We start from the raw sequence: 19,111 nt of genomic DNA, 5'->3' as shown, positions 1-19,111 counted from the left end.
TTCGGCTTCGATGACCTGAAGCAACCCGCTGCCGAAAACTGCGTAACTCATTGTTTACCAAGGAGTTTTCCGTTTCGACTGCGCCGGAAGTGGGGCGAATTATAGACACCTGAGATCTGCCGTCAACCGTTAATTTCAGTTTTCTTTCAATAAGTTACGAGAGGCAGGAAATGAGCCCGCTCCACCCACACCTGGAAGGAGCAAGCCACTCTTCTATATAGGGGGAAATCCTTAGAGCACGCCGGACTCTTTGAAGTTAGCCACGGTACCGGCATCCAGCCCCAGTACCCGCTGTAGAACCTCAAACGTATGCTCCCCCAACAAAGGAGGCGCACGACGGTACTCCACCGGCGTCTCCGACAAACGTATCGGGCTCGCCACCTGCGGCACCATGCCAGCCAGCGCATGCGGCAACTCAATCGCCAACCCGCGCGCCTTGACCTGAGGATCGGCAAACATCTGTGCAAGATCATTAATAGGCCCACAAGGAACCCCCGCCTGCTCCAGCTGAGCCACCCATTCAGCAGTGGTCTTGAATACAGTGGCCTGGCGGATCAGTGGAATGAGGACCGCCCTATTGGCCACCCGCAGTTTGTTGGTTGCGAAGCGCGGATCATCCGCCCACTGAGGCTGCCCGGCGACCTCCGCGAATTTGCGGAACTGCCCGTCATTACCCACGGTAAGAATGAAGTCGCCATCCGCCGTAGGAAAATCCTGATAAGGCACGATGTTCGGATGAGCATTCCCCAAGCGTTTGGGCGCATTGCCTGTCGTCAGGTAGTTCATCGCCTGGTTAGCCAGGCACGCCACCTGAACATCCAGCAACGCCATATCAATATGCTGACCGCCACCGTCATGATCACGATGTGCAAGCGCCGCCAGGATCGCGACCGTCGAGTAGAGCCCGGTCAAAATATCTGTCAGCGCCACACCCACCTTCACCGGTCCTGCCCCCTCATCGCCTTCAGGTCGCCCTGTCAGACTCATGAGGCCGCCCAACCCCTGGATCATGAAGTCATAACCCGCACGCTTGGCATAAGGACCGGTTTGACCGAATCCGGTGATCGAGCAATAGATCAGGTCCGGGTTGATTGCCTTCAACGATTCGTAGTCCAGCCCGTAAGCCGCCAGACCACCGACCTTGAAGTTCTCGATCAGGATGTCCGACTTCGCCGCCAGATCTCGCACCAGCTTCCGCCCCTCTGGGCGCGTGAAGTCGATAGTCACCGATTGCTTGTTGCGATTGGCCGACAAGTAATAGGCGGCCTCGCTAGTGTTCTCGCCATAAGCGTCTTTAAGGAATGGCGGGCCCCAGGCGCGCGTATCATCACCATTGCCCGGGCGCTCGACCTTGATCACTTCAGCGCCAAGGTCGGCAAGAATCTGCCCGGCCCACGGCCCGGCCAGCACCCGCGATAAATCCAGTACCCGTAGATGTGAAAGCGCGCCCATGCCGTTCCCCTATTAATAGAACGCCTGGATGCCGGTCTGCGCCCGACCGAGGATCAGCGCGTGGACGTCATGCGTACCCTCATAGGTATTCACCACTTCCAGGTTGACCAGATGGCGAGCGACACCGAACTCGTCGGAGATACCGTTGCCGCCCAGCATGTCGCGGGCCATGCGCGCAATGTCCAGGGACTTGCCGCAAGAGTTGCGCTTCATCATCGAAGTGATTTCAACCGCTGCAGTACCTTCGTCCTTCATGCGCCCCAGGCGCAGGCAGCCTTGCAGCGCCATGGTGATTTCGGTCTGCATGTCGGCCAGCTTCTTCTGGATCAACTGAGTGGCAGCCAATGGGCGGCCGAACTGCTGACGATCCAGTGTGTACTGGCGAGCGGTGTGCCAGCAGAACTCAGCAGCACCCAGCGCTCCCCAGGAAATGCCGTAACGTGCCGAGTTGAGGCAAGTGAAAGGACCTTTCAAACCACGGACATCCGGGAAGATGTTCTCTTCGGGGACAAACACGTTGTCCATGACGATCTCGCCGGTGATCGATGCGCGCAGGCCGACCTTGCCGTGAATCGCCGGGGCGCTCAGGCCCTTCCAGCCTTTTTCCAGAACGAAGCCACGGATATCGCCCGCGTCGTCTTTACCCCAGATCACGAACACATCGGCGATCGGGCTGTTGGTAATCCACATCTTGCTGCCAGTCAGGCTGTAGCCGCCTTCCACTTTACGCGCACGAGTAATCATCGCGCCCGGGTCGGAACCGTGGTTAGGCTCGGTCAGGCCGAAGCAGCCGATCCACTCGCCCGAGGCCAGTTTCGGCAGGTACTTCTGTTTTTGCGCCTCGGTACCGAACTCATTGATCGGCACCATCACCAGTGAGGACTGCACACTCATCATCGAGCGATAGCCGGAGTCGATGCGCTCGACCTCACGGGCAATCAAGCCGTAGCTGACATAGTTCAGGCCGCTGCCACCGTACTGCTCCGGAATGGTCGCACCCAACAGGCCCACTTCGCCCATCTCGCGGAAAATCGCCGGGTCGGTCTTTTCATGACGGAACGCTTCGAGAATGCGCGGCGCGAGGCTCTGCTGGGCGAACTGCGCGGCAGTGTCGCGGATCATGCGCTCTTCTTCGGTGAGCTGTTGATCCAGCAGCAGGGGATCGATCCAGTTGAAGCTAGCTTTACCGGCCATGAGTATGTCCTCTCGAAACGGGTCAAATAAACGTGGACTGATCCTAGGCCCGGTTCACCGTCTCGGCAAACGAGGATTTTGCATACTGTTGTGCTAATTTCTCACTCCGAAACGTCGCAAAACGCATTTAACGCGATGTATTAGTGAGGTTGACGTACATGCGCAGGAAGATACCCAGCACAACGGCCCTGATCAGCTTTGAGGCAGCTGCACGCCATGAGAGCTTTACCAAGGCAGCGCAGGAACTTTCGCTGACGCAAGGGGCGATTTGCCGACAGATCGCCGGCCTTGAGGAATTCCTCAGCGTAGAACTGTTCCGACGTTCGCGGCGCGGCGTGAAGCTGACAGAAGCCGGTCTTTCCTACAGCCGCAGGGTCGCCACCCAACTTGATGCAGTCGAACGGGACACCCTGTCCGTGATGGGTCAGCAAGGTGCCAATGTGATCGAACTGGCCGTAGTTCCGACGTTCGGCACCCAGTGGCTGCTGCCTCGACTCAAGGACTTCCAGCAAAAACACCCGGAAGTGACGGTCAACCTGACCAACCGCACACGCCCCTTCCTGTTTGCCGATACGGACTTTGACGCAGCGATTTACTTCGGCGACGCGGACTGGCCCGGTACGGAGTCCCACCGCTTGATGGGCGAACATCCGCTTCCCGTTTGCAGCCCCAACCTGATGGGGAAAAACACTCATCTGACCGCCGGTGAAATCGCTGAACTCCCCCTTTTGCAACAGACCACCCGCCCCTACGCCTGGCGACATTGGTTTAACTCTCAGCGACTGAATGTCCCTCGCGACATGACAGGACCGCGCTACGAGCTATTCTCCATGCTGGCCCAGGCGGCCATGCACGACATGGGCATCGCCTTGATTCCACCCTTCCTGATTCAGCATGAATTGGCCGAGAAACGACTGGTCATTGCCAACCCCCAGGCACTCTCCAGCATCAAGGCTTATTACCTGATGATTCCTGAGCGGAAGGTCGAATCGGCGTCTTTAAGGGCATTCAGAGATTGGCTGGTCAATCAGGCGCACAGCTACAGCCTCGAAGGATAAAGGCTTACAGAGGATAGCTGACCCCGTAGTCAGCAAAATAAAAACCCTACAGATATAACTATTTGTCGCATATTCGAAGACTGTACCGAAAGCAGTACAAACGTCCCACAAGCGCCTGAACATATGGCTTTGCGCCGCTATTTCGAAGCAATGCAGGAACATTCATATGGCCTATGTGAAAATTCTCAAATTCAAGAAAAATGCTCTGAAAGGCACGCTTTACAAGGGACTGCGCTTAATCGATGCGACATTCGGTCACGGGGTGACTTGTAGTTAATTTTCCGTCACGCGTCATAATCCCTTGAAGGGCACAAAGTTCGCCTGCAAAATGCCGCGCCCCGCCCTGATTTGGCGGGGTCGTGCTGATCGGCCGCCCCAGCCGCACCATCCGTAGTGCATGGGTTTACTCAATAAGATCACGCAGGAGATTTGACGTGCACATTGGTGTTCCTCTCGAAACCCAGACCGGTGAAACACGGGTTGCTGCAACCCCTGAAACCATTAAGAAGCTGATCGGCCAGGGTCATAAGGTCACTGTACAAAGCGGCGCCGGCGTCAATGCCAGCGTTGTCGACAGTGCCTATGAAGCCGCAGGCGCAACCATTGGCAGCGCCGGTGACGCGTTTGGTGCAGAGCTGATTCTGAAGGTCGTCGCCCCCACTGACAGCGAACTTGCGCTGATAAAAAGCGGCACCATTGTGGTGGGGATGCTCAATCCGTTCAGTAACGAAACCATCGCCAAAATGGCCGAGTGCGGCATTACCGCGTTTGCGCTGGAAGCTGCGCCACGCACCTCCCGCGCCCAGAGCCTGGATGTGCTGTCTTCGCAAGCCAACATCGCCGGCTATAAAGCCGTGTTGCTGGCTGCTCACCACTATCCGCGATTCATGCCGATGCTGATGACCGCTGCGGGCACCGTGAAAGCGGCGCGCGTGCTGATTCTCGGCGCCGGCGTCGCCGGACTGCAGGCCATCGCCACAGCGAAACGCCTGGGAGCGGTGATCGAGGCGTCCGACGTGCGCCCTGCGGTTAAAGAGCAGATCGAATCCCTCGGCGCCAAGTTCGTCGACGTACCTTACGAGACCGATGAAGAGCGCGAATGTGCCGTTGGTGTCGGCGGCTACGCACGCCCAATGCCGGCCAGTTGGATGCAACGTCAGGCTGTGGCCGTGCACGAACGCGCCAAGCAGGCTGACATTGTTATCACCACCGCGCTGATTCCAGGCCGCAAGGCGCCGACGCTATTGAGCGCGGAAACCGTGGCGCAAATGAAACCGGGCTCGGTGGTCATCGATCTGGCGGCGGCCCAAGGCGGTAACTGCCCGCTGACCGTGGCTGATCAGGTGGTCGTCGAGAATGGCGTAACCATCGTCGGCCCGACCAATCTGGCGGCCGCGGTCGCAGCCGACGCCTCGGCGCTGTATGCACGCAACCTGCTGGACTTCATGAAATTGTTGTTCGATAAAGAAGGACAACTGGTGATCAACCTTGAAGACGATATCGTCGCCGCGTGCCTGATGTGCCGCGACGGCCAGATCGTGCGCAAGAACGGCTGAGGATAAAAACAATGGAAGACATGCTGATCTCTCACGGTATCTACAACCTGATCATCTTTGTGCTGGCTATCTATGTCGGCTACCACGTGGTCTGGAACGTGACCCCTGCCCTGCACACACCACTGATGGCCGTGACCAACGCGATCTCGGCTATCGTCATCGTCGGCGCCATGCTCGCGGCCGCCCTCACCGTGACCCCACTGGGCAAGACCATGGGCACCCTCGCCGTGGCCCTGGCCGCGGTCAACGTGTTTGGTGGCTTCCTGGTGACCCGACGCATGCTGGAAATGTTCAAGAAGAAAGCGGCGCCAGCAAAGGCTCCGGCAGCCAAGGCCGAAGCAGTCAAGGCTGAGGTGCAGCAAGCATGAGCATGAATCTGGTTACTTCCCTGTATTTGATCGCCTCAGTCTGCTTCATCCAGGCGCTCAAGGGACTCTCGCATCCCACCACGTCGCGTCGCGGCAACCTGTTCGGCATGCTCGGCATGGGCCTGGCGATCCTCACCACGGTTGGCCTGATCTACAAGCTGGGTGCCGAACTGGCCCACGACGGTATCGTCTACGTGATCGTCGGCCTGCTGATCGGTGGCACTGTCGGTACGATCATGGCCAAGCGTGTTGAAATGACCAAGATGCCCGAACTGGTCGCCTTCATGCACAGCATGATCGGCCTGGCAGCGGTGTTCATCGCCGTGGCCGCCGTGGTCGAGCCACAGTCGCTGGGCATCGTCCAGAACCTCGGCGATGCAATCCCGGCCGGTAACCGCCTGGAGTTGTTCCTCGGCGCTGCCATCGGTGCGATCACCTTCTCCGGTTCGGTCATTGCCTTCGGCAAACTGGCAGGCAAGTACAAGTTCCGCCTGTTCCAGGGCGCGCCAGTACAGTTTGGCGGTCAGCACAAGCTGAACCTGCTGCTGGGTCTGGCCACACTGGCACTGGGCGTGACTTTCATGCTCACCGGCGACTACACCGCTTTCGGCGTGATGCTGGCGCTGGCCTTCGTACTCGGCGTGCTGATCATCATCCCGATTGGCGGCGCCGACATGCCGGTCGTCGTGTCCATGCTCAACAGCTACTCCGGCTGGGCAGCAGCGGGCATCGGCTTCTCGCTGAACAACTCGATGCTGATCATCGCCGGTTCTCTGGTGGGCTCAAGCGGTGCGATTCTCTCGTACATCATGTGCAAGGCGATGAACCGTTCGTTCTTCAACGTACTGCTCGGTGGTTTCGGCAACACCGCGGACGCGGCCGGCCCTGCCGGCTCGAAAGAAGCCCGCCCGGTGAAATCCGGTTCGGCTGACGACGCGACCTTCCTGCTGACCAACGCCGACACTGTGATCATCGTTCCAGGCTACGGCCTGGCGGTAGCACGGGCGCAACATGCGCTGAAGGAACTGACCGAGAAGCTGACCCATCGCGGCGTGACCGTGAAGTATGCGATCCACCCGGTTGCCGGTCGTATGCCGGGCCACATGAACGTACTGCTGGCCGAAGCCGAAGTGCCTTACGACCAGGTGTTCGAGATGGACGACATCAACTCCGAGTTCGGTCAGGCCGACGTGGTGCTGGTGCTGGGCGCCAACGACGTGGTCAACCCGGCCGCCAAGAACGATCCGAAATCGCCGATTGCCGGCATGCCGATTCTCGAAGCGTTCAAGGCCAAGACCATCATCGTCAACAAGCGCTCGATGGCCAGCGGTTATGCCGGTCTGGACAATGAACTGTTCTACCTGGACAAAACCATGATGGTGTTCGGTGACGCGAAAAAAGTCATCGAGGACATGGTCAAGGCCGTCGAATAACCCTCGCCGGCACCACAAAACGCCCCGACTTGTCGGGGCGTTTTTGTTTGCGCAAATCGTCGGACAAACCGTCTCTTTGTTACTGATCCGGTAATGGTGTTTTGCTTGAAAGGCCCGGAATAGAGGCCTCTTTTGCGACCTTGGTAGCGGGACAGGGACCGGCGAAATTCAATAGACTGCGCTTCCTGTACCCGTTGCCCGAGATAACAATCCATGTACCGTGACCGAATTCGCCTGCCTTCGTTGTTGGATAAAGTGATGAGTGCCGCCGAGGCTGCCGCCTTGATTGAGGACGGCATGACCGTCGGCATGAGCGGCTTCACCCGCGCCGGCGAAGCCAAGGCCGTACCCCATGCACTGGCCGAGCGGGCCAAGGTCACGCCGCTGAAGATCAGCCTTATGACCGGCGCCAGCCTGGGCAACGACCTCGACAAACAGCTCACCGAAGCCGGCGTATTGTCACGACGCATGCCGTTCCAGGTGGACAGCACACTGCGCAAGGCGATCAACGCCGGGGACGTGATGTTCATCGACCAGCACCTCTCGGAAACCGTCGAGCAACTGCGCAACCAGCAATTGAAGCTGCCGGACATCGCGGTCATCGAAGCCGTCGCCATCACCGAACAAGGCCATATTGTGCCGACCACTTCCGTGGGCAACTCCGCCAGCTTCGCGATCTTCGCCAAACATGTGATTGTCGAGATCAATCTCGCGCACAACCCGAACCTCGAAGGTCTGCACGACATCTATATCCCGACCTATCGCCCGACCCGCACACCGATTCCGCTGGTCAAGGTCGACGATCGCATTGGCAGCACCGCCATCCCGATTCCGCCGGAAAAGATCGTCGCAATCGTGGTCACCAACCAGTCCGACTCACCTTCCACCGTATTGCCGCCGGACGTAGACACCCAGGCCATCGCCGATCACCTGATCGACTTCTTCAAGCAGGAAGTCGACGCCGGACGCATGACCAACAAGCTCGGCCCGCTGCAGGCCGGGATCGGCACTATCGCCAACTCCGTGATGTGCGGCTTGATCGACTCGCCCTTCGAAGACCTGACGATGTACTCCGAAGTGCTGCAGGACTCGACCTTCGACCTGATCGACGCCGGCAAGTTGAGCTTTGCCTCGGGCAGCTCGATCACGCTGTCGAGCCGTCGCAACGCCGATGTGTTCGGCAATCTGGAGCGCTATAAGGACAAACTGGTGCTGCGCCCGCAGGAAATTTCCAACCACCCCGAAGTGGTCCGTCGCCTCGGCATCATTGGCATCAACACGGCGCTGGAGTTCGACATTTATGGCAACGTCAACTCCACCCACGTCTGCGGCACGCGGATGATGAACGGCATAGGCGGTTCCGGCGACTTCGCGCGCAATGCGCACCTTGCGGTGTTCGTGACCAAGTCGATCGCCAAGAGCGGCGCCATTTCCAGCGTGGTGCCGATGGTCAGCCACGTTGACCATACCGAGCATGACGTCGACATCCTCGTCACCGAAGTCGGCCTGGCCGACCTGCGTGGCCTGGCGCCCCGGGAACGCGCCCGCGTCATCATCGACAACTGCGTGCACCCCGACTACCGCCAGGCATTGAATGACTACTTCAATGCTGCTTGCGCCATCGGCGGACACACGCCACATATCCTGCGCGATGCCCTGAGTTGGCACATGAACCTGGAAGAAACCGGGCGAATGCTTGCCGTGTAATGAATACAGATAACCGCTGGCGCAAACACAGTTTCGCCAGCGTGCTATTGCCAAGTCAAAACTCGCCAAAAACTGTACTGCTGTACCGGTTATTTCCTACAAAAATACCCTACGCCACGAGACCAAATCAGCAAAATCGCACCACAACAGTGCAGATAGGTACAGTTGCCTCAATTTAGACCAGTACACCCCCTATAAACAGTTAACTGAGCTCTCACAATACAGGTGAACTGTATCTACAGAGACTAGGCAAACAGGAGGATCATGGGCACCAGTTAAACCACTACCTAATCCCGCCACAAGCGGAAGGATGAAAACCATGGAACGTACACTCAGTTCCGATCTGTTCTTCGAAAACACCGCTGCAAAAACCCAGGCTTCCATGCCTCTGCGCGTTATCGCCAACCTGATGCTGTGGCAGCGCCGCATCTCCAGCCGCCACCAACTGGCTCGCCTGGATTCGCGTCTGCTGGCTGATGCCGGGATTAGCGAAGCACAACGCTACGAAGAGCTGAGCAAGCCGTTCTGGCGCTAAGTGAGCGTCGCTGGCTCTGACCCACAGGGTCCATCGCCAGCAACCCGAATTGAACAAACAAAGCCCGTCGTGGGAAACCACGACGGGCTTTGTCGTTTTGGCGAATTAAAACAGGCGACACAGAAGATGAAACGCCGTACAGATACAGTTTAGAAAAATGCATAACTGAACCAGTACAATTTAACCCCAGTGTGTCTGTTGCCAGCCTGCGGCCGGGATCACTCTTGAATCCCACCACGACCGCAAAAGGACTGCACCATGAATCACGCTCAGGACACGTCCCTTTCCACGCCTCAATCCAATCGTCGCTTGAATTGGCTCCGCGGATTGCTCTGCAGGTTCTGTAACAGCCTGGAAAGGAGCAGAACCCGGTATTTACTGGGCCAGCTCGATGATCGGCAGCTTTCAGACCTGGGTATCAGCCACGCCGAGCGAATCAACGAATTAGACAAACCCTTTTGGCGCTGATGTCGCCCGAACAGATGGGACTGTTCGAATGGCTATGCGCAGGCCTAATATCAGAACAGAACGTGGCGAATGCGGAGTGTCTAACGTCTGACTCTCCAGACACCGCGCCATTTTTCAATTGATTTACCAAAGGAGCTACACCATGTCCCGTCTTCGCCTGCTCAGCGCTGCAGCCCTGCTTGCCGTGGCTGCCAATGCCCACGCCACCAGCTTCATCGTGACCACCGATGCCGTCGTCGGTGCACTCAAAGCCACCTCCGACGCGACCTCGGACGTCACCTCATCCTTCCGCGATGACAAGATCGTACTCGCCGCCCGTGATGACGCCGCCAGCTTCGTTGCCAGCGAAGGCAACATTCGCGGCGTAAAACTGGAAAGCGCCCTCGATCACATTCGCCATCAAGCACCACAGCTGAACGCATCCGATGCACAACTGGCGCAGGCGATCCTCGCGATCTAAGCGCCTTCCCTGACATGGGACACGCCCGACGTGTCCCCGTGTTTCGGCGCTGGCTCTAGAACGGGCATTGCGCTAGCCTTGGGACTCGCTTTCAACCGTCGAGTCTCATGCGTTTTCTTTCGAATCTGTTACTCACTTCAGCCTTTCTTGCGGCCAATTATTCGGGTACTGCCTGCGCCTTCGACGCCTTTAACCTGTCGACCCAAGGCATCGTGGCCAGCGGTTACGCCACAAGCATGGTGACCTCCGCCCCCTTCGACCATAAACTGCTGCTCGCCGCCCAGGATGACGCCGCGGCATTCATTGCCAGCGATGGCCAACTGAGAGGCGCACAACTGGAGTCGGCCCTGCGTTATCTGCGTCAGACCCAGCCAAAACTTCATGTCAGCGATCTTGAACTGGCACAGGCAATTCTCGTCCAATAGTTATCCTTAGTTCCTCCGGAGTCGTTCCATGCGTAGCCCGCTGATTGCCGCCACCCTTGGCCTGTTGTTGTTGGCCGATATGGCCCAGGCCCATACCCTGGTTGCCACCAGTAACATCCTCATCCGTGCCACCGAGCGCACACTGGATTTCACTTCCGACACCACCACGTCGATCCGCGATTCGAAAATCGTCCGTGAAGCCCACGACGACGCCGCCAGTTTCGTCGCAACCAATGGCGATATTCGCGGTGCGCACCTGGAAGCCGCCTTCGACATGCTGCGCACCCGCGTACCGGAAGCCCGTGACGCCAGTGATCAGGTACTCGCCGAAGCCATCCTCGCACTGTGAAGTTTCCAGCAGCCTGGCTGATGGCCGGGGCGCTGTTGCTATTGGGCAACAGCGCCCACGCAGGCCTTGAATTACACCTCAAGACCGAAGGCTTGAGTCCCGCACAACAGCAAGCCAGCCAGGCTTTGCTCGATGAAGCCATGCAGGCGCTACCGCCGCGCTTTATCGAGCAACTGGACCGGCGCATCGACGTCGGCTGGACCGATGACATGCCCGGCAACGCCTATGGCCAGGCATCGCTGGTGTCCGAACTCGATCTGAATCGCAAACTGCTGGCCAGCCTCACGGACGGCAGCGCCGCGACCCAAAAAACCTATCGCCCCCATGGCACTGTGCGCCGGGAAATGCTCGCCACGGTGTTGCACGAACTGACCCACATCTATGACCGTTCCCGCCTGTGGTCGCCGGCGGAACGTACCTTGATCCAACGCTGCACCCGCCAGGACAACAGCTCAGGCCTGATCGGCATTCCCGACCAATGCCGTGGCCAGTCCGGCCGCCGCTTTACCCTCAGCGACGATCCACGCCTGCTCGACCTCGCCGGCTGGCCGCAATACGTAGGCCGTCGCGGCGAGCGCGAACAGTACAACCGGCAGATCGCGCGTAGCCCGGACATCTACGAGACCAGCAGCCCCAAAGAGTTCGTCGCGGTCAACATGGAGTACTTCCTCCTCGACCCCGGCTACGCCTGTCGCCGCCCTGCCCTGTACCGCTACTACCAGGAACACTTCGGCTGGGCGCCCGCCGCCAAAGACACCTGCGGCAAAACCTACGCCTTCCTTAACGCCGGCAATGACTTTGCCAAGACGCCACTGGGTCAAGTCGACCCCGAGCGGGTGTATGCCGTCGACTACCTGCTGGCCGAAGCCAATCAGAACTGGGTCAGCCGCTGGGGTCACAGCATGTTGCGGCTGGTGATCTGTGCGCCCGGTCGCCCGCGCGGGCCGGACTGTCGGCTGGACCTGGACCAACATCTGGTGCTGTCCTACCGCGCCTTCGTCGGCGACGTACAGCTGTCGAGCTGGGATGGGCTAGTGGGTAAATACCCGTCGCGCCTGTTTGTGCTGCCGCTGGCCCAGGTGATCGATGAATACACCAAGACCGAATTGCGCAGCCTGGCTTCCGTGCCGCTGAACCTGTCGCGCAACGAGATTGATGAGGTGGTGGAACACGCCGCCGAGATGCACTGGAGCTACGACGGCAACTACTTCTTCCTCTCCAACAACTGCGCCGTAGAAGGCCTGAAATTGCTGCGCAGCGGCACCAACAATTCGAAACTGGTGGGGTTGGACAGCATCATGCCCAACGGCCTGCTCGAAGTACTCAAGGGGCGCGGCCTGGCGGACACCAGCGTGCTGGACGACCCCCGTGAAGCACTGCGCCTGGGTTACCGCTTCGACTCCTTCCGCGAACGCTACCAAGCAATGTTCGAAGTGCTGAAGAAACACTTGCCGATCAAGCAGGAAAAGGTCGAGGACTGGCTGTCATTGAAAGCCGAACAGCGCCGCCAATGGTTCGATCAGGCTGACCTGCGCACCAGCGCCGCGTTACTCCTGCTCGAACAGGCCAGCTTCCGCCAGCAATTGGTGCTGGCCCAGGACGAAGTGAAGCAACGTTACCTGGGCGCCCGGGAACTGCAACACGGCGGCATGGACAGGGCCAACAAAACCTTGCAGGAAATTCTCGCCAACAGCGGCTTCCTCAGCCGCCCGGCGGAACTGCTCGGCAGCGGCGGCTATGGCTTGCCGCAACCGAATGAATGGCAACGCCTGGAATCGGAAAGCAGCCTGCGCCAGAAACAGCTACAGGCACTGAGCGGGGATCTGGACAAGGAAGTGCGTGCGTTGCTCGAACCGGAACGCGCTGCGGAAATGGCGGCCAATGAAGCTAACGTGAAGCAGATTGGGGAGCATCTACGTAAATTGCATAAGGCTTCGGGGGGGTTGGAGTTGCCGTGATGCCTTACAACCGGATCGCCCAGATCAGCGTCCGGCCCACCGTCGCAACCACGACGATTGCGTGTTGAAGGCGTCATACAGTTGCCGGGCCGTGATAGTGCGTTGGGCTACATCGAAACTCAGGGCCTTTCGTAGCGCGGGCCAACAGTATTTCGGCAAATACCGGGGGGCTCGCAATTCACGGTCAAGATGCTCATCCCGCGCGCGGGTTGAGGGCCAACGGCGGAATGGGTGTTTGCCACCCGCCAACTCATACAACACACATGCCACGGCATAAATGTCCGAAGCAACGGACAGCGGCTTGCCGTCGAGCAATTCGGGGGCGGCATAACCTGGAGTCCAGGCCTTGAATCGGTCGCGACTCAGCTTCGGCACGCCCGGAATGATGCTTTCATCGGCTCGGCCCAGACCGAAATCAAACAGCCGAACGCCTTCTTCACTGAGCATCACGTTGCTCGGTTTTAGATCCCCGTGCAGCACACCACGGCTGTGGACATGGTCCAATGCGTCGAGCAGCGGGAGCGCGACATCGCGCAATTCTGGCCACGATATTCCAAGAGGCCTTTCGCAGAGCAGTTTATCGAGGGTCAGACCGCGCATCAGCTCCATGGTGAAGAAGGCTCGATGGCAACCTGTGTCCACTTCAAAACTGTTCAAGCGCAGCACATTCGGATGGTGCAAATGTTGGGTGAGGGCGAACTCACTGTAGAGGAAGGCGCTGGCGTCCGGGGAATCGACGAGGTCTTCACCGAGCATTTTCAGCGCGACGTAAGGCTCACGGTCACCGAACTGTTCGTGCAACAGATCCCGTGCGCGATACACCATGCCCATACCACCAGCACCGAGCAACCGCTCGATGCGGTATCGTCCAGACAGCACTTCAGGCAATTCGACGGCGGAGGCCTGGGGCGAGATGGCGTCCTGGGATGCGGTGGCAGGTTTGGCGAAAGCAAAATAGGTCAGGTCGGCGACCTCCCCTTCGCAGATCGGGAGTTTCTCAGGTGTTGGTGCGAGCTCACTCATTGGCGAATCACCACACCCGTCAGGTTATCCCGCGCCGGACCGCTCAAGGCACTATCGAACAAGCGCTCCATCACTTGCGTTGGTGTATTCAGACTCAGGGCGCTGCCCAGTGCGTTGCTGCTCAAGGCTTGATACAAACCATCACTGCACAGCAAAAACGAGTCTCCGGGATACACCATCAATTCCAGTACCTCGAGCGTCAGCTCTTCGCTTGCCCCTACTGCGCGGGTCAATGCTCCGGCATGCGGTTGAATGCTGGCCTGTCCGGCGCACATCTGCTGCTGGTCGATCAGTTGCTGCATCAGCGAATGGTCCTTGGTCAGCTGATACAAGCATTGGTCACGCCACAAATAACAGCGGCTGTCGCCAGCCCAGATACACGCCGCACGACTGCCATCCACCAGCAGCACTACCACGGTGCTGCCGACGATGCTGTCCTGATGCCCGGCCATTAGGGTCAACTCTTGGCCCAAACGACGATTGAGCCAATGCAGGCACTGACTCACACCTATGAGTCGATCATCGAAGTTTTTGTGCATCGGCAACTCCGCCAGGCTGGCAACGATCATCTGGCTGGCAATGTCGCCCCCTTGATGCCCACCCATGCCATCGGCGACCACCCAAAGCCCCTGCTGTGGACAATCAAGAAAAGCATCTTCATTGCGCCCCCTGACCTTCCCGGGGTCGGTACGCGCAGCACTACGCCAGGGGCTGATCATCGACATCAGAGTTGCGCCGGCATGCGGAACGTACGCAATACACCCATATCGAACGGATTCGGCGCACGTTGACTCGTCAGCAGATAGTTGGCGCGCAGGCCACCCAGATCGGCTTTGAGCACCAGCACATCCCGACCGATGAGGTATTCGGTCTGCATCAAGTCCAACAAACGGAACAGCGACCACGGACCGCTGTTTTTCTCGATACCGATCGGACGCTCGGTCATTCTCTCGAGTACCAGGCTGGTGCGGCCGTCTTCGGCATCATTTGGCCATTTGAATGAAGCCGCTACGATTGGCCCGTGGCGATACTCCATGGCCTTGTCTCCAAATCGGAACTCGGAACGGCTGACCGCCGGGTCGAGGGTGTACGGCTCCAGCTTGAAAAGCACGTACGGCGCGGCGGAGTTCTCGGCGAAGAAACTCTGGCGAATAATGTGTGCTGAAGCCATCTGATCGAGGTAAATCCGAGACACGGGCAGATTTTGACCATCAATACTGCGCAAACGGTAGTTACCCGGGCCGCCGCTGACAAATGGACGCATGTAGTTGTCGAAGAAGCGGTCAACGATGCCTTGAGCCTTGAAAAACTCGCGAAAATCGCTGATCGCCACGTCGCTGGCGCTATGCGCGCTAAATGGATAACGCTTGTAGATCGCCTTGCCATAGAAGCTGTACAGCTCGCTTTGATAGCGCTGATTCAGGTACTGATAGGCGTCACCCAGCACCAGACGCCAGGCATCTTCGGCCAGCACGTTGAACCAGGCACCGACTGGTCGCGGCAAGCGACCTGAGGCCATGCGCAATTGACTCAGCGCATCACGCTGGTTAGCCATACGGGCCTTGGCCAGGTCATACGCCGCCTGATCAGGTGAGCTGGCACGAGCCAGACTCGACAATTGCAGTTGCAGCTCATTGAGCGCGTGCATTACAGGGGTCAGGTCGGCGCTCGGGCCGTTATTTTCATCCAGTAACCGGTGGAGAGGTTCAAAGCGACGTTGCAGGGCCTTTCTCGCGGTGTCCGGCAGATTACTGCCCAAGGCGCCTGATGCTTTTTTTAATGTGGCGACGGCGAGTTTTCCAACCTTGCCATTCTTCTCTGCCAATGTTTGTGCGGCTGTCGCTACGTCATCTACAGCATCGGTGACCACCGGGAAATGAGTGTTTTCACGCACCTGCACGAGCAGTTGCATCACGGGCGAGTTGGCAGATGTCAGGCCGGCCAGCTGCTCTGCCCCTTCGAGTGCGTGGTTGATGGGCTGTAAAGCAACCCTCCCCATCGCATCGCCCCATGCATTGGCGTAGTCACGGAAATAAAATTGCTCCAGCTCGACCATTAAGCGTCGCAAGTCCATGTTGCTGATGTTCGACACCTCACCCAGCACCCAGTTGTCGCGCAAAATGTCGGTGACCAGCGCAGCGCCCCGGACCGAGAAATACTGCTGATAACCCTGCTGGGTGTAAAAGCCAGGGATCGGATGATCAGTGCCAATCAATAGTGCACCCTGTGGCCCCAGATGCTGACTCAAACGGTACTCCGGGAGAATGCGAGCCTGCTCGTGGAGCATTCGGTAAACCACATTGGCCAGGGATTCGCTGCGCAAGCTCTGACGTGCCTGGGCCACTAGTGAATCATTGAGGGGGTAGCTGAATGGTAGTGCTAGTAAATGGTCAATATGGGCGTTCAAGCGGTTTTGCACTGAAGTATTGCCCGCGTATCGCACGGACCAATCCGTGGCAACCCAATCCTTAAGCCATGCCACGTCGCGGCGATCCTGGTTGCTCAGCATCAGGTATGCACGCAGGCCGTTGAGCAAAAGTTCGCGGTCTTTCATGTTGGTGCGGATCTGCCCTTCCAGCAGCGTCGCGAGCCGCGGCAGAAGTTGCGCTTCAAGCTCGCGCTCGTAGGCGCTTCTGATCACCGTATTTACCTCTACACCTTGGTACAAGCCACCCCGCTCGTGGTACGAGACATCGCGTTTGTCAGGGAACAATTGAGTTGCCGCGAAGCTGGTGTCGAGGGACTCGAGCGCCGGCAGCCATTCATCTTGTGCACTCAGGGTCGATCGCTGTTGAATCCAGGTCTGCGCCAGAGCACGAAGGTTATCCAAGCGCTCATGGTTGGCCGAGAAGCTGCAGGCCCATAAAAAACCAAACAAACTCAATGCAGTCAGCGCCCCCACATACAGCGCGCGCTGCATCCAGGAAAGACGGTTGCGCTCACGTTTGTCCAGCTCGACAAGACCGGATTCGGAAAAGATTATCCGACTGAACAAATGGTGGATAAACCGCGAATGCCCAGCATGCCGGACCGGCGCCGCCCCATATTTCAGCCCTTCACCGGCACCAGTTTGGTGATCCTGCGGTTTGCTTGAGTAAGTGGCACTGGTGAGGTAGAAACCGCGTAATTGGCCCGTGTGCGGATTACGGCTACTACTAAATGTCTTTTCGACGAATTTGCACAGCCCTTCACCAACCTGACCCAATTGATGCGGAAAATCGAGAATGCGGCCTCGACGCAGAGGGTCGCGCTCTTGATGCATGCGCATGATCACCTGACTGTTGAGGCGCTGTAGCAATGCTTCGAATTCGATGCGTACCGCGGTAGCGACAGACGCCAGCGATGCTTCACTCAGACTGGCGCCCAGCACCTGCTCCTTTTCCTCCCGGGTCAGTTGATCGAAGAACTCGTGAAAACCCGGCTGATCATCCGTTTTACTTAACACCAAGTAGATCGGAAGGTCGACGTGCAGCCTTTGCTGTATCTCTTGCAAACGTGAACGCACGTGGTTCGCCAAAGCCTCCAAACTCTCATGGTCATGGCTGAACAAGGTTTGCACCGGGAGCATCACCATCACACCATTGAGCGGTCTGCTGCGACATCGTTTATGCAAAAGGCAGAGTAAAGAGCTCCAGCCACTGGCGTCGACTTCGACGTTTGACTGAGTCAGGTAGCGGCCGGCCGTCTCGAGCAGCACACCGTTCTCAGTGAAGTACCAATCGCAATACTCTGTACTGGGCAAATCGCGAGTCAGCGTACGGTCGAACGAATTGAGCGGAAACTCCAGGCCTGAACGCTCCAGTAAACTGGTTTTGCCACTGCTCTGAGGACCGATCAGCAAGTACCACGGCAATTCACGACGCCCGCGATAGAGGCTAGAAGTCCTGAGGGTGTGAAGGGCATTTTTAAAGCGCACCTTCAGTTCTGTGAGTTCCTGATTGATCTGTTGATGACGGAACAGACTTGCCCGACCGTCTTCGGAGCTTTCCAGGATCTGCTTGCGTACACCGGCGCGCCAATTGACGAAAACCATGGTCAGGCCCCAGACCAGAAACAACACGCTGATGCTCAGCAGTCGCGAGGTGGGACTTTCCCAGAACCTGTAATCATCCACCGCCAACAGCGGTCCGATGCGCCACACCAGCAGTGCGACAAACAACACCAACAACAGGCTCCAGATCCACGTCTTTTTCAGGAAAGGGCTGGTTCTTCTGAAGAGCTTGATCATCACCTGCGCCCCTTCAATTGGTGCGACTGCGATTGAACCGCTGCTTGCTCAATTTGCTGGAATGGCTTTAAAACCAAAGCGCGCTGCTCACCCAATACCCAGGCAAACCCTGAGTACATAACGATCAGGCACACCCCGGTAATCAGCGTCACCATCCACCAGGGCACAATCTGCACCAGACCGCGCCGCGGGCCTTCACCAACACCCTTGCAGTGCTGTGAAAGTTCACGCGGAACATCTACGTGCAACTGGTGAATCTGTCGATAGAGTGCATCACGGAGATTTTCCAGCTCCTGATGGCCTCGCGACTGAACTCGGTATTTGCCCTCGAATCCAAGCGCCAGGCACAGATACATCAGCTCCAGCATCGGTAGGTGCTTCACCGGGTTTTTTGATAGACGATCAAGGAGCTGGAAGAATCTTTCACCCCCTGACGTCTCATTGTGAAATGTGCTCAAAAGGCTCATTTTCGACCACTCGCCTTCTTTACCCCACGCAGAGGTCGCCACGGCCTCGTCAACAACTGTGCACAGTATGTAACGTGCGGTTGATACCCGGCCGCTTTCGACACCCTTGTGTAGCGCGTTATCAAAAAAATCTACCAACGCGGTACTCAACCGCTGGTTAAGGGTTGGCAAGTCTTCACCGGCGCCGGTCTGTTTGAGCCGCACCACTTCCGATAGCAGGCCGGATGCCGCCGCCACCAACGCGTTGAGACTGATGCTGAAAGTATGTGCCGGCCGCTGTCGAGCGGCGTAAATCATGCGCGCCTCCAACTGCTCGAAACGCGGTGGTGCGGTAGAGTCAGTCAGGTTTACCTGCGCCGGTCCATGACCCAAACGATCGAGCAGCACGGTTTTGTCGTCCTGATGATGTTCCATGTCCTTGATCATGTTG

Annotated in this window: 17 protein-coding genes; 11 read left to right on the top strand and 6 right to left on the bottom strand. The window is 58.1% G+C overall.

The features are described 5' to 3' along the window. Window positions 1-231: 231 nt before the first annotated feature. On the bottom strand, window positions 232-1,452 hold the full coding sequence (locus tag CKW21_RS14555) for a CaiB/BaiF CoA-transferase family protein (RefSeq protein WP_095194645.1): 1,221 nt from the start codon (window positions 1,450-1,452) through the stop codon (window positions 232-234). 12 nt (window positions 1,453-1,464) lie between these two features. After that, window positions 1,465-2,646, bottom strand: coding sequence for an acyl-CoA dehydrogenase (locus CKW21_RS14550; protein ID WP_095194644.1), 1,182 nt, complete (start codon window positions 2,644-2,646; stop codon window positions 1,465-1,467). Between the two features lie 158 nt (window positions 2,647-2,804). On the opposite strand from CKW21_RS14550, the gene CKW21_RS14545 reads away from it, so the two are divergent. From CKW21_RS14545 to CKW21_RS14495, 11 genes are all read left to right on the top strand, one after another. Beyond that, window positions 2,805-3,704 (top strand): LysR family transcriptional regulator, encoded by a 900-nt coding sequence (locus CKW21_RS14545; RefSeq protein ID WP_095194643.1) that lies wholly within the window; start codon window positions 2,805-2,807, stop codon window positions 3,702-3,704. Window positions 3,705-4,138: 434 nt separating this feature from the next. Further along, window positions 4,139-5,260, top strand: coding sequence for a Re/Si-specific NAD(P)(+) transhydrogenase subunit alpha (locus CKW21_RS14540; protein ID WP_095194642.1), 1,122 nt, complete (start codon window positions 4,139-4,141; stop codon window positions 5,258-5,260). An 11-nt stretch (window positions 5,261-5,271) separates the two neighbouring features. Further along, the gene (locus CKW21_RS14535) at window positions 5,272-5,628 is read left to right on the top strand and encodes an NAD(P) transhydrogenase subunit alpha (protein ID WP_007992881.1); all 357 of its coding nucleotides are present in this window, start codon (window positions 5,272-5,274) and stop codon (window positions 5,626-5,628) included. Further along, window positions 5,625-7,061 (top strand): NAD(P)(+) transhydrogenase (Re/Si-specific) subunit beta, encoded by a 1,437-nt coding sequence (locus CKW21_RS14530; protein ID WP_095194641.1) that lies wholly within the window; start codon window positions 5,625-5,627, stop codon window positions 7,059-7,061. The genes CKW21_RS14535 and CKW21_RS14530 overlap by 4 nt, the downstream gene beginning before the upstream one ends. A gap of 213 nt (window positions 7,062-7,274) precedes the next feature. Continuing rightward, window positions 7,275-8,768 (top strand): acetyl-CoA hydrolase/transferase family protein, encoded by a 1,494-nt coding sequence (locus tag CKW21_RS14525; RefSeq protein WP_095194640.1) that lies wholly within the window; start codon window positions 7,275-7,277, stop codon window positions 8,766-8,768. A 319-nt stretch (window positions 8,769-9,087) separates the two neighbouring features. Next, the gene (locus CKW21_RS14520) at window positions 9,088-9,303 is read left to right on the top strand and encodes a DUF1127 domain-containing protein (protein WP_028619839.1); all 216 of its coding nucleotides are present in this window, start codon (window positions 9,088-9,090) and stop codon (window positions 9,301-9,303) included. Between the two features lie 258 nt (window positions 9,304-9,561). After that, complete coding sequence (locus tag CKW21_RS14515) at window positions 9,562-9,771, top strand: DUF1127 domain-containing protein (protein WP_095194639.1); 210 nt, start codon at window positions 9,562-9,564, stop codon at window positions 9,769-9,771. A gap of 142 nt (window positions 9,772-9,913) precedes the next feature. Then, window positions 9,914-10,231 carry a DUF2388 domain-containing protein gene (locus CKW21_RS14510; RefSeq protein WP_095194638.1) on the top strand — a complete coding sequence of 106 codons (318 nt, stop codon included), beginning with the start codon at window positions 9,914-9,916 and terminating at the stop codon, window positions 10,229-10,231. 107 nt (window positions 10,232-10,338) lie between these two features. Continuing rightward, a complete protein-coding gene (locus CKW21_RS14505; RefSeq protein WP_095194637.1) occupies window positions 10,339-10,656 on the top strand; it encodes a DUF2388 domain-containing protein in 318 nt (105 codons plus the stop codon). Window positions 10,657-10,684: 28 nt separating this feature from the next. Beyond that, on the top strand, window positions 10,685-11,005 hold the full coding sequence (locus tag CKW21_RS14500) for a DUF2388 domain-containing protein (protein WP_095194636.1): 321 nt from the start codon (window positions 10,685-10,687) through the stop codon (window positions 11,003-11,005). Between the two features lie 20 nt (window positions 11,006-11,025). Continuing rightward, the gene (locus CKW21_RS14495; RefSeq protein ID WP_371917523.1) at window positions 11,026-12,963 is read left to right on the top strand and encodes a DUF4105 domain-containing protein; all 1,938 of its coding nucleotides are present in this window, start codon (window positions 11,026-11,028) and stop codon (window positions 12,961-12,963) included. Between the two features lie 24 nt (window positions 12,964-12,987). On the opposite strand, the gene CKW21_RS14490 is transcribed toward CKW21_RS14495, so the two are convergent. From CKW21_RS14490 to icmH, 4 genes are read right to left on the bottom strand one after another with little or no spacing between them, the layout of a single operon-like run. Continuing rightward, complete coding sequence (locus CKW21_RS14490; protein ID WP_095194634.1) at window positions 12,988-13,986, bottom strand: serine/threonine-protein kinase; 999 nt, start codon at window positions 13,984-13,986, stop codon at window positions 12,988-12,990. Then, window positions 13,983-14,711 carry a PP2C family serine/threonine-protein phosphatase gene (locus tag CKW21_RS14485; protein WP_095194633.1) on the bottom strand — a complete coding sequence of 243 codons (729 nt, stop codon included), beginning with the start codon at window positions 14,709-14,711 and terminating at the stop codon, window positions 13,983-13,985. The genes CKW21_RS14490 and CKW21_RS14485 overlap by 4 nt, the downstream gene beginning before the upstream one ends. After that, window positions 14,711-18,214 carry a type VI secretion system membrane subunit TssM gene (gene tssM, locus CKW21_RS14480; protein WP_095194632.1) on the bottom strand — a complete coding sequence of 1,168 codons (3,504 nt, stop codon included), beginning with the start codon at window positions 18,212-18,214 and terminating at the stop codon, window positions 14,711-14,713. Before tssM ends, CKW21_RS14485 begins: the two co-directional genes overlap by 1 nt. Then, window positions 18,214-19,107 (bottom strand): type IVB secretion system protein IcmH/DotU, encoded by an 894-nt coding sequence (icmH, locus tag CKW21_RS14475; RefSeq protein WP_095194631.1) that lies wholly within the window; start codon window positions 19,105-19,107, stop codon window positions 18,214-18,216. The genes tssM and icmH overlap by 1 nt, the downstream gene beginning before the upstream one ends. Window positions 19,108-19,111: the final 4 nt, after the last annotated feature.

The sequence above is a fragment of the Pseudomonas sp. Irchel 3A7 genome (genome assembly GCF_900187565.1).
Lineage (GTDB): Bacteria > Pseudomonadota > Gammaproteobacteria > Pseudomonadales > Pseudomonadaceae > Aquipseudomonas.
Note: the sequence above shows the minus strand (reverse complement) of the source record. Positions and strands in the feature narration are given on the sequence as shown.

Coding starts and splice junctions, on each gene's coding strand:
- CKW21_RS14505 (WP_095194637.1), top strand. CDS start 10,339: ATGCGTTTTCTTTCGAATCTGTTACTCACTTCAGCCTTTCTTGCGGCC.
- CKW21_RS14555 (WP_095194645.1), bottom strand. CDS start 1,452: ATGGGCGCGCTTTCACATCTACGGGTACTGGATTTATCGCGGGTGCTG.
- CKW21_RS14485 (WP_095194633.1), bottom strand. CDS start 14,711: ATGTCGATGATCAGCCCCTGGCGTAGTGCTGCGCGTACCGACCCCGGG.
- CKW21_RS14535 (WP_007992881.1), top strand. CDS start 5,272: ATGGAAGACATGCTGATCTCTCACGGTATCTACAACCTGATCATCTTT.
- icmH (WP_095194631.1), bottom strand. CDS start 19,107: ATGATCAAGGACATGGAACATCATCAGGACGACAAAACCGTGCTGCTC.
- CKW21_RS14510 (WP_095194638.1), top strand. CDS start 9,914: ATGTCCCGTCTTCGCCTGCTCAGCGCTGCAGCCCTGCTTGCCGTGGCT.
- CKW21_RS14530 (WP_095194641.1), top strand. CDS start 5,625: ATGAGCATGAATCTGGTTACTTCCCTGTATTTGATCGCCTCAGTCTGC.
- CKW21_RS14495 (WP_371917523.1), top strand. CDS start 11,026: ATGGCCGGGGCGCTGTTGCTATTGGGCAACAGCGCCCACGCAGGCCTT.
- CKW21_RS14545 (WP_095194643.1), top strand. CDS start 2,805: ATGCGCAGGAAGATACCCAGCACAACGGCCCTGATCAGCTTTGAGGCA.
- CKW21_RS14520 (WP_028619839.1), top strand. CDS start 9,088: ATGGAACGTACACTCAGTTCCGATCTGTTCTTCGAAAACACCGCTGCA.
- tssM (WP_095194632.1), bottom strand. CDS start 18,214: ATGATCAAGCTCTTCAGAAGAACCAGCCCTTTCCTGAAAAAGACGTGG.
- CKW21_RS14525 (WP_095194640.1), top strand. CDS start 7,275: ATGTACCGTGACCGAATTCGCCTGCCTTCGTTGTTGGATAAAGTGATG.
- CKW21_RS14490 (WP_095194634.1), bottom strand. CDS start 13,986: ATGAGTGAGCTCGCACCAACACCTGAGAAACTCCCGATCTGCGAAGGG.
- CKW21_RS14500 (WP_095194636.1), top strand. CDS start 10,685: ATGCGTAGCCCGCTGATTGCCGCCACCCTTGGCCTGTTGTTGTTGGCC.
- CKW21_RS14515 (WP_095194639.1), top strand. CDS start 9,562: ATGAATCACGCTCAGGACACGTCCCTTTCCACGCCTCAATCCAATCGT.
- CKW21_RS14550 (WP_095194644.1), bottom strand. CDS start 2,646: ATGGCCGGTAAAGCTAGCTTCAACTGGATCGATCCCCTGCTGCTGGAT.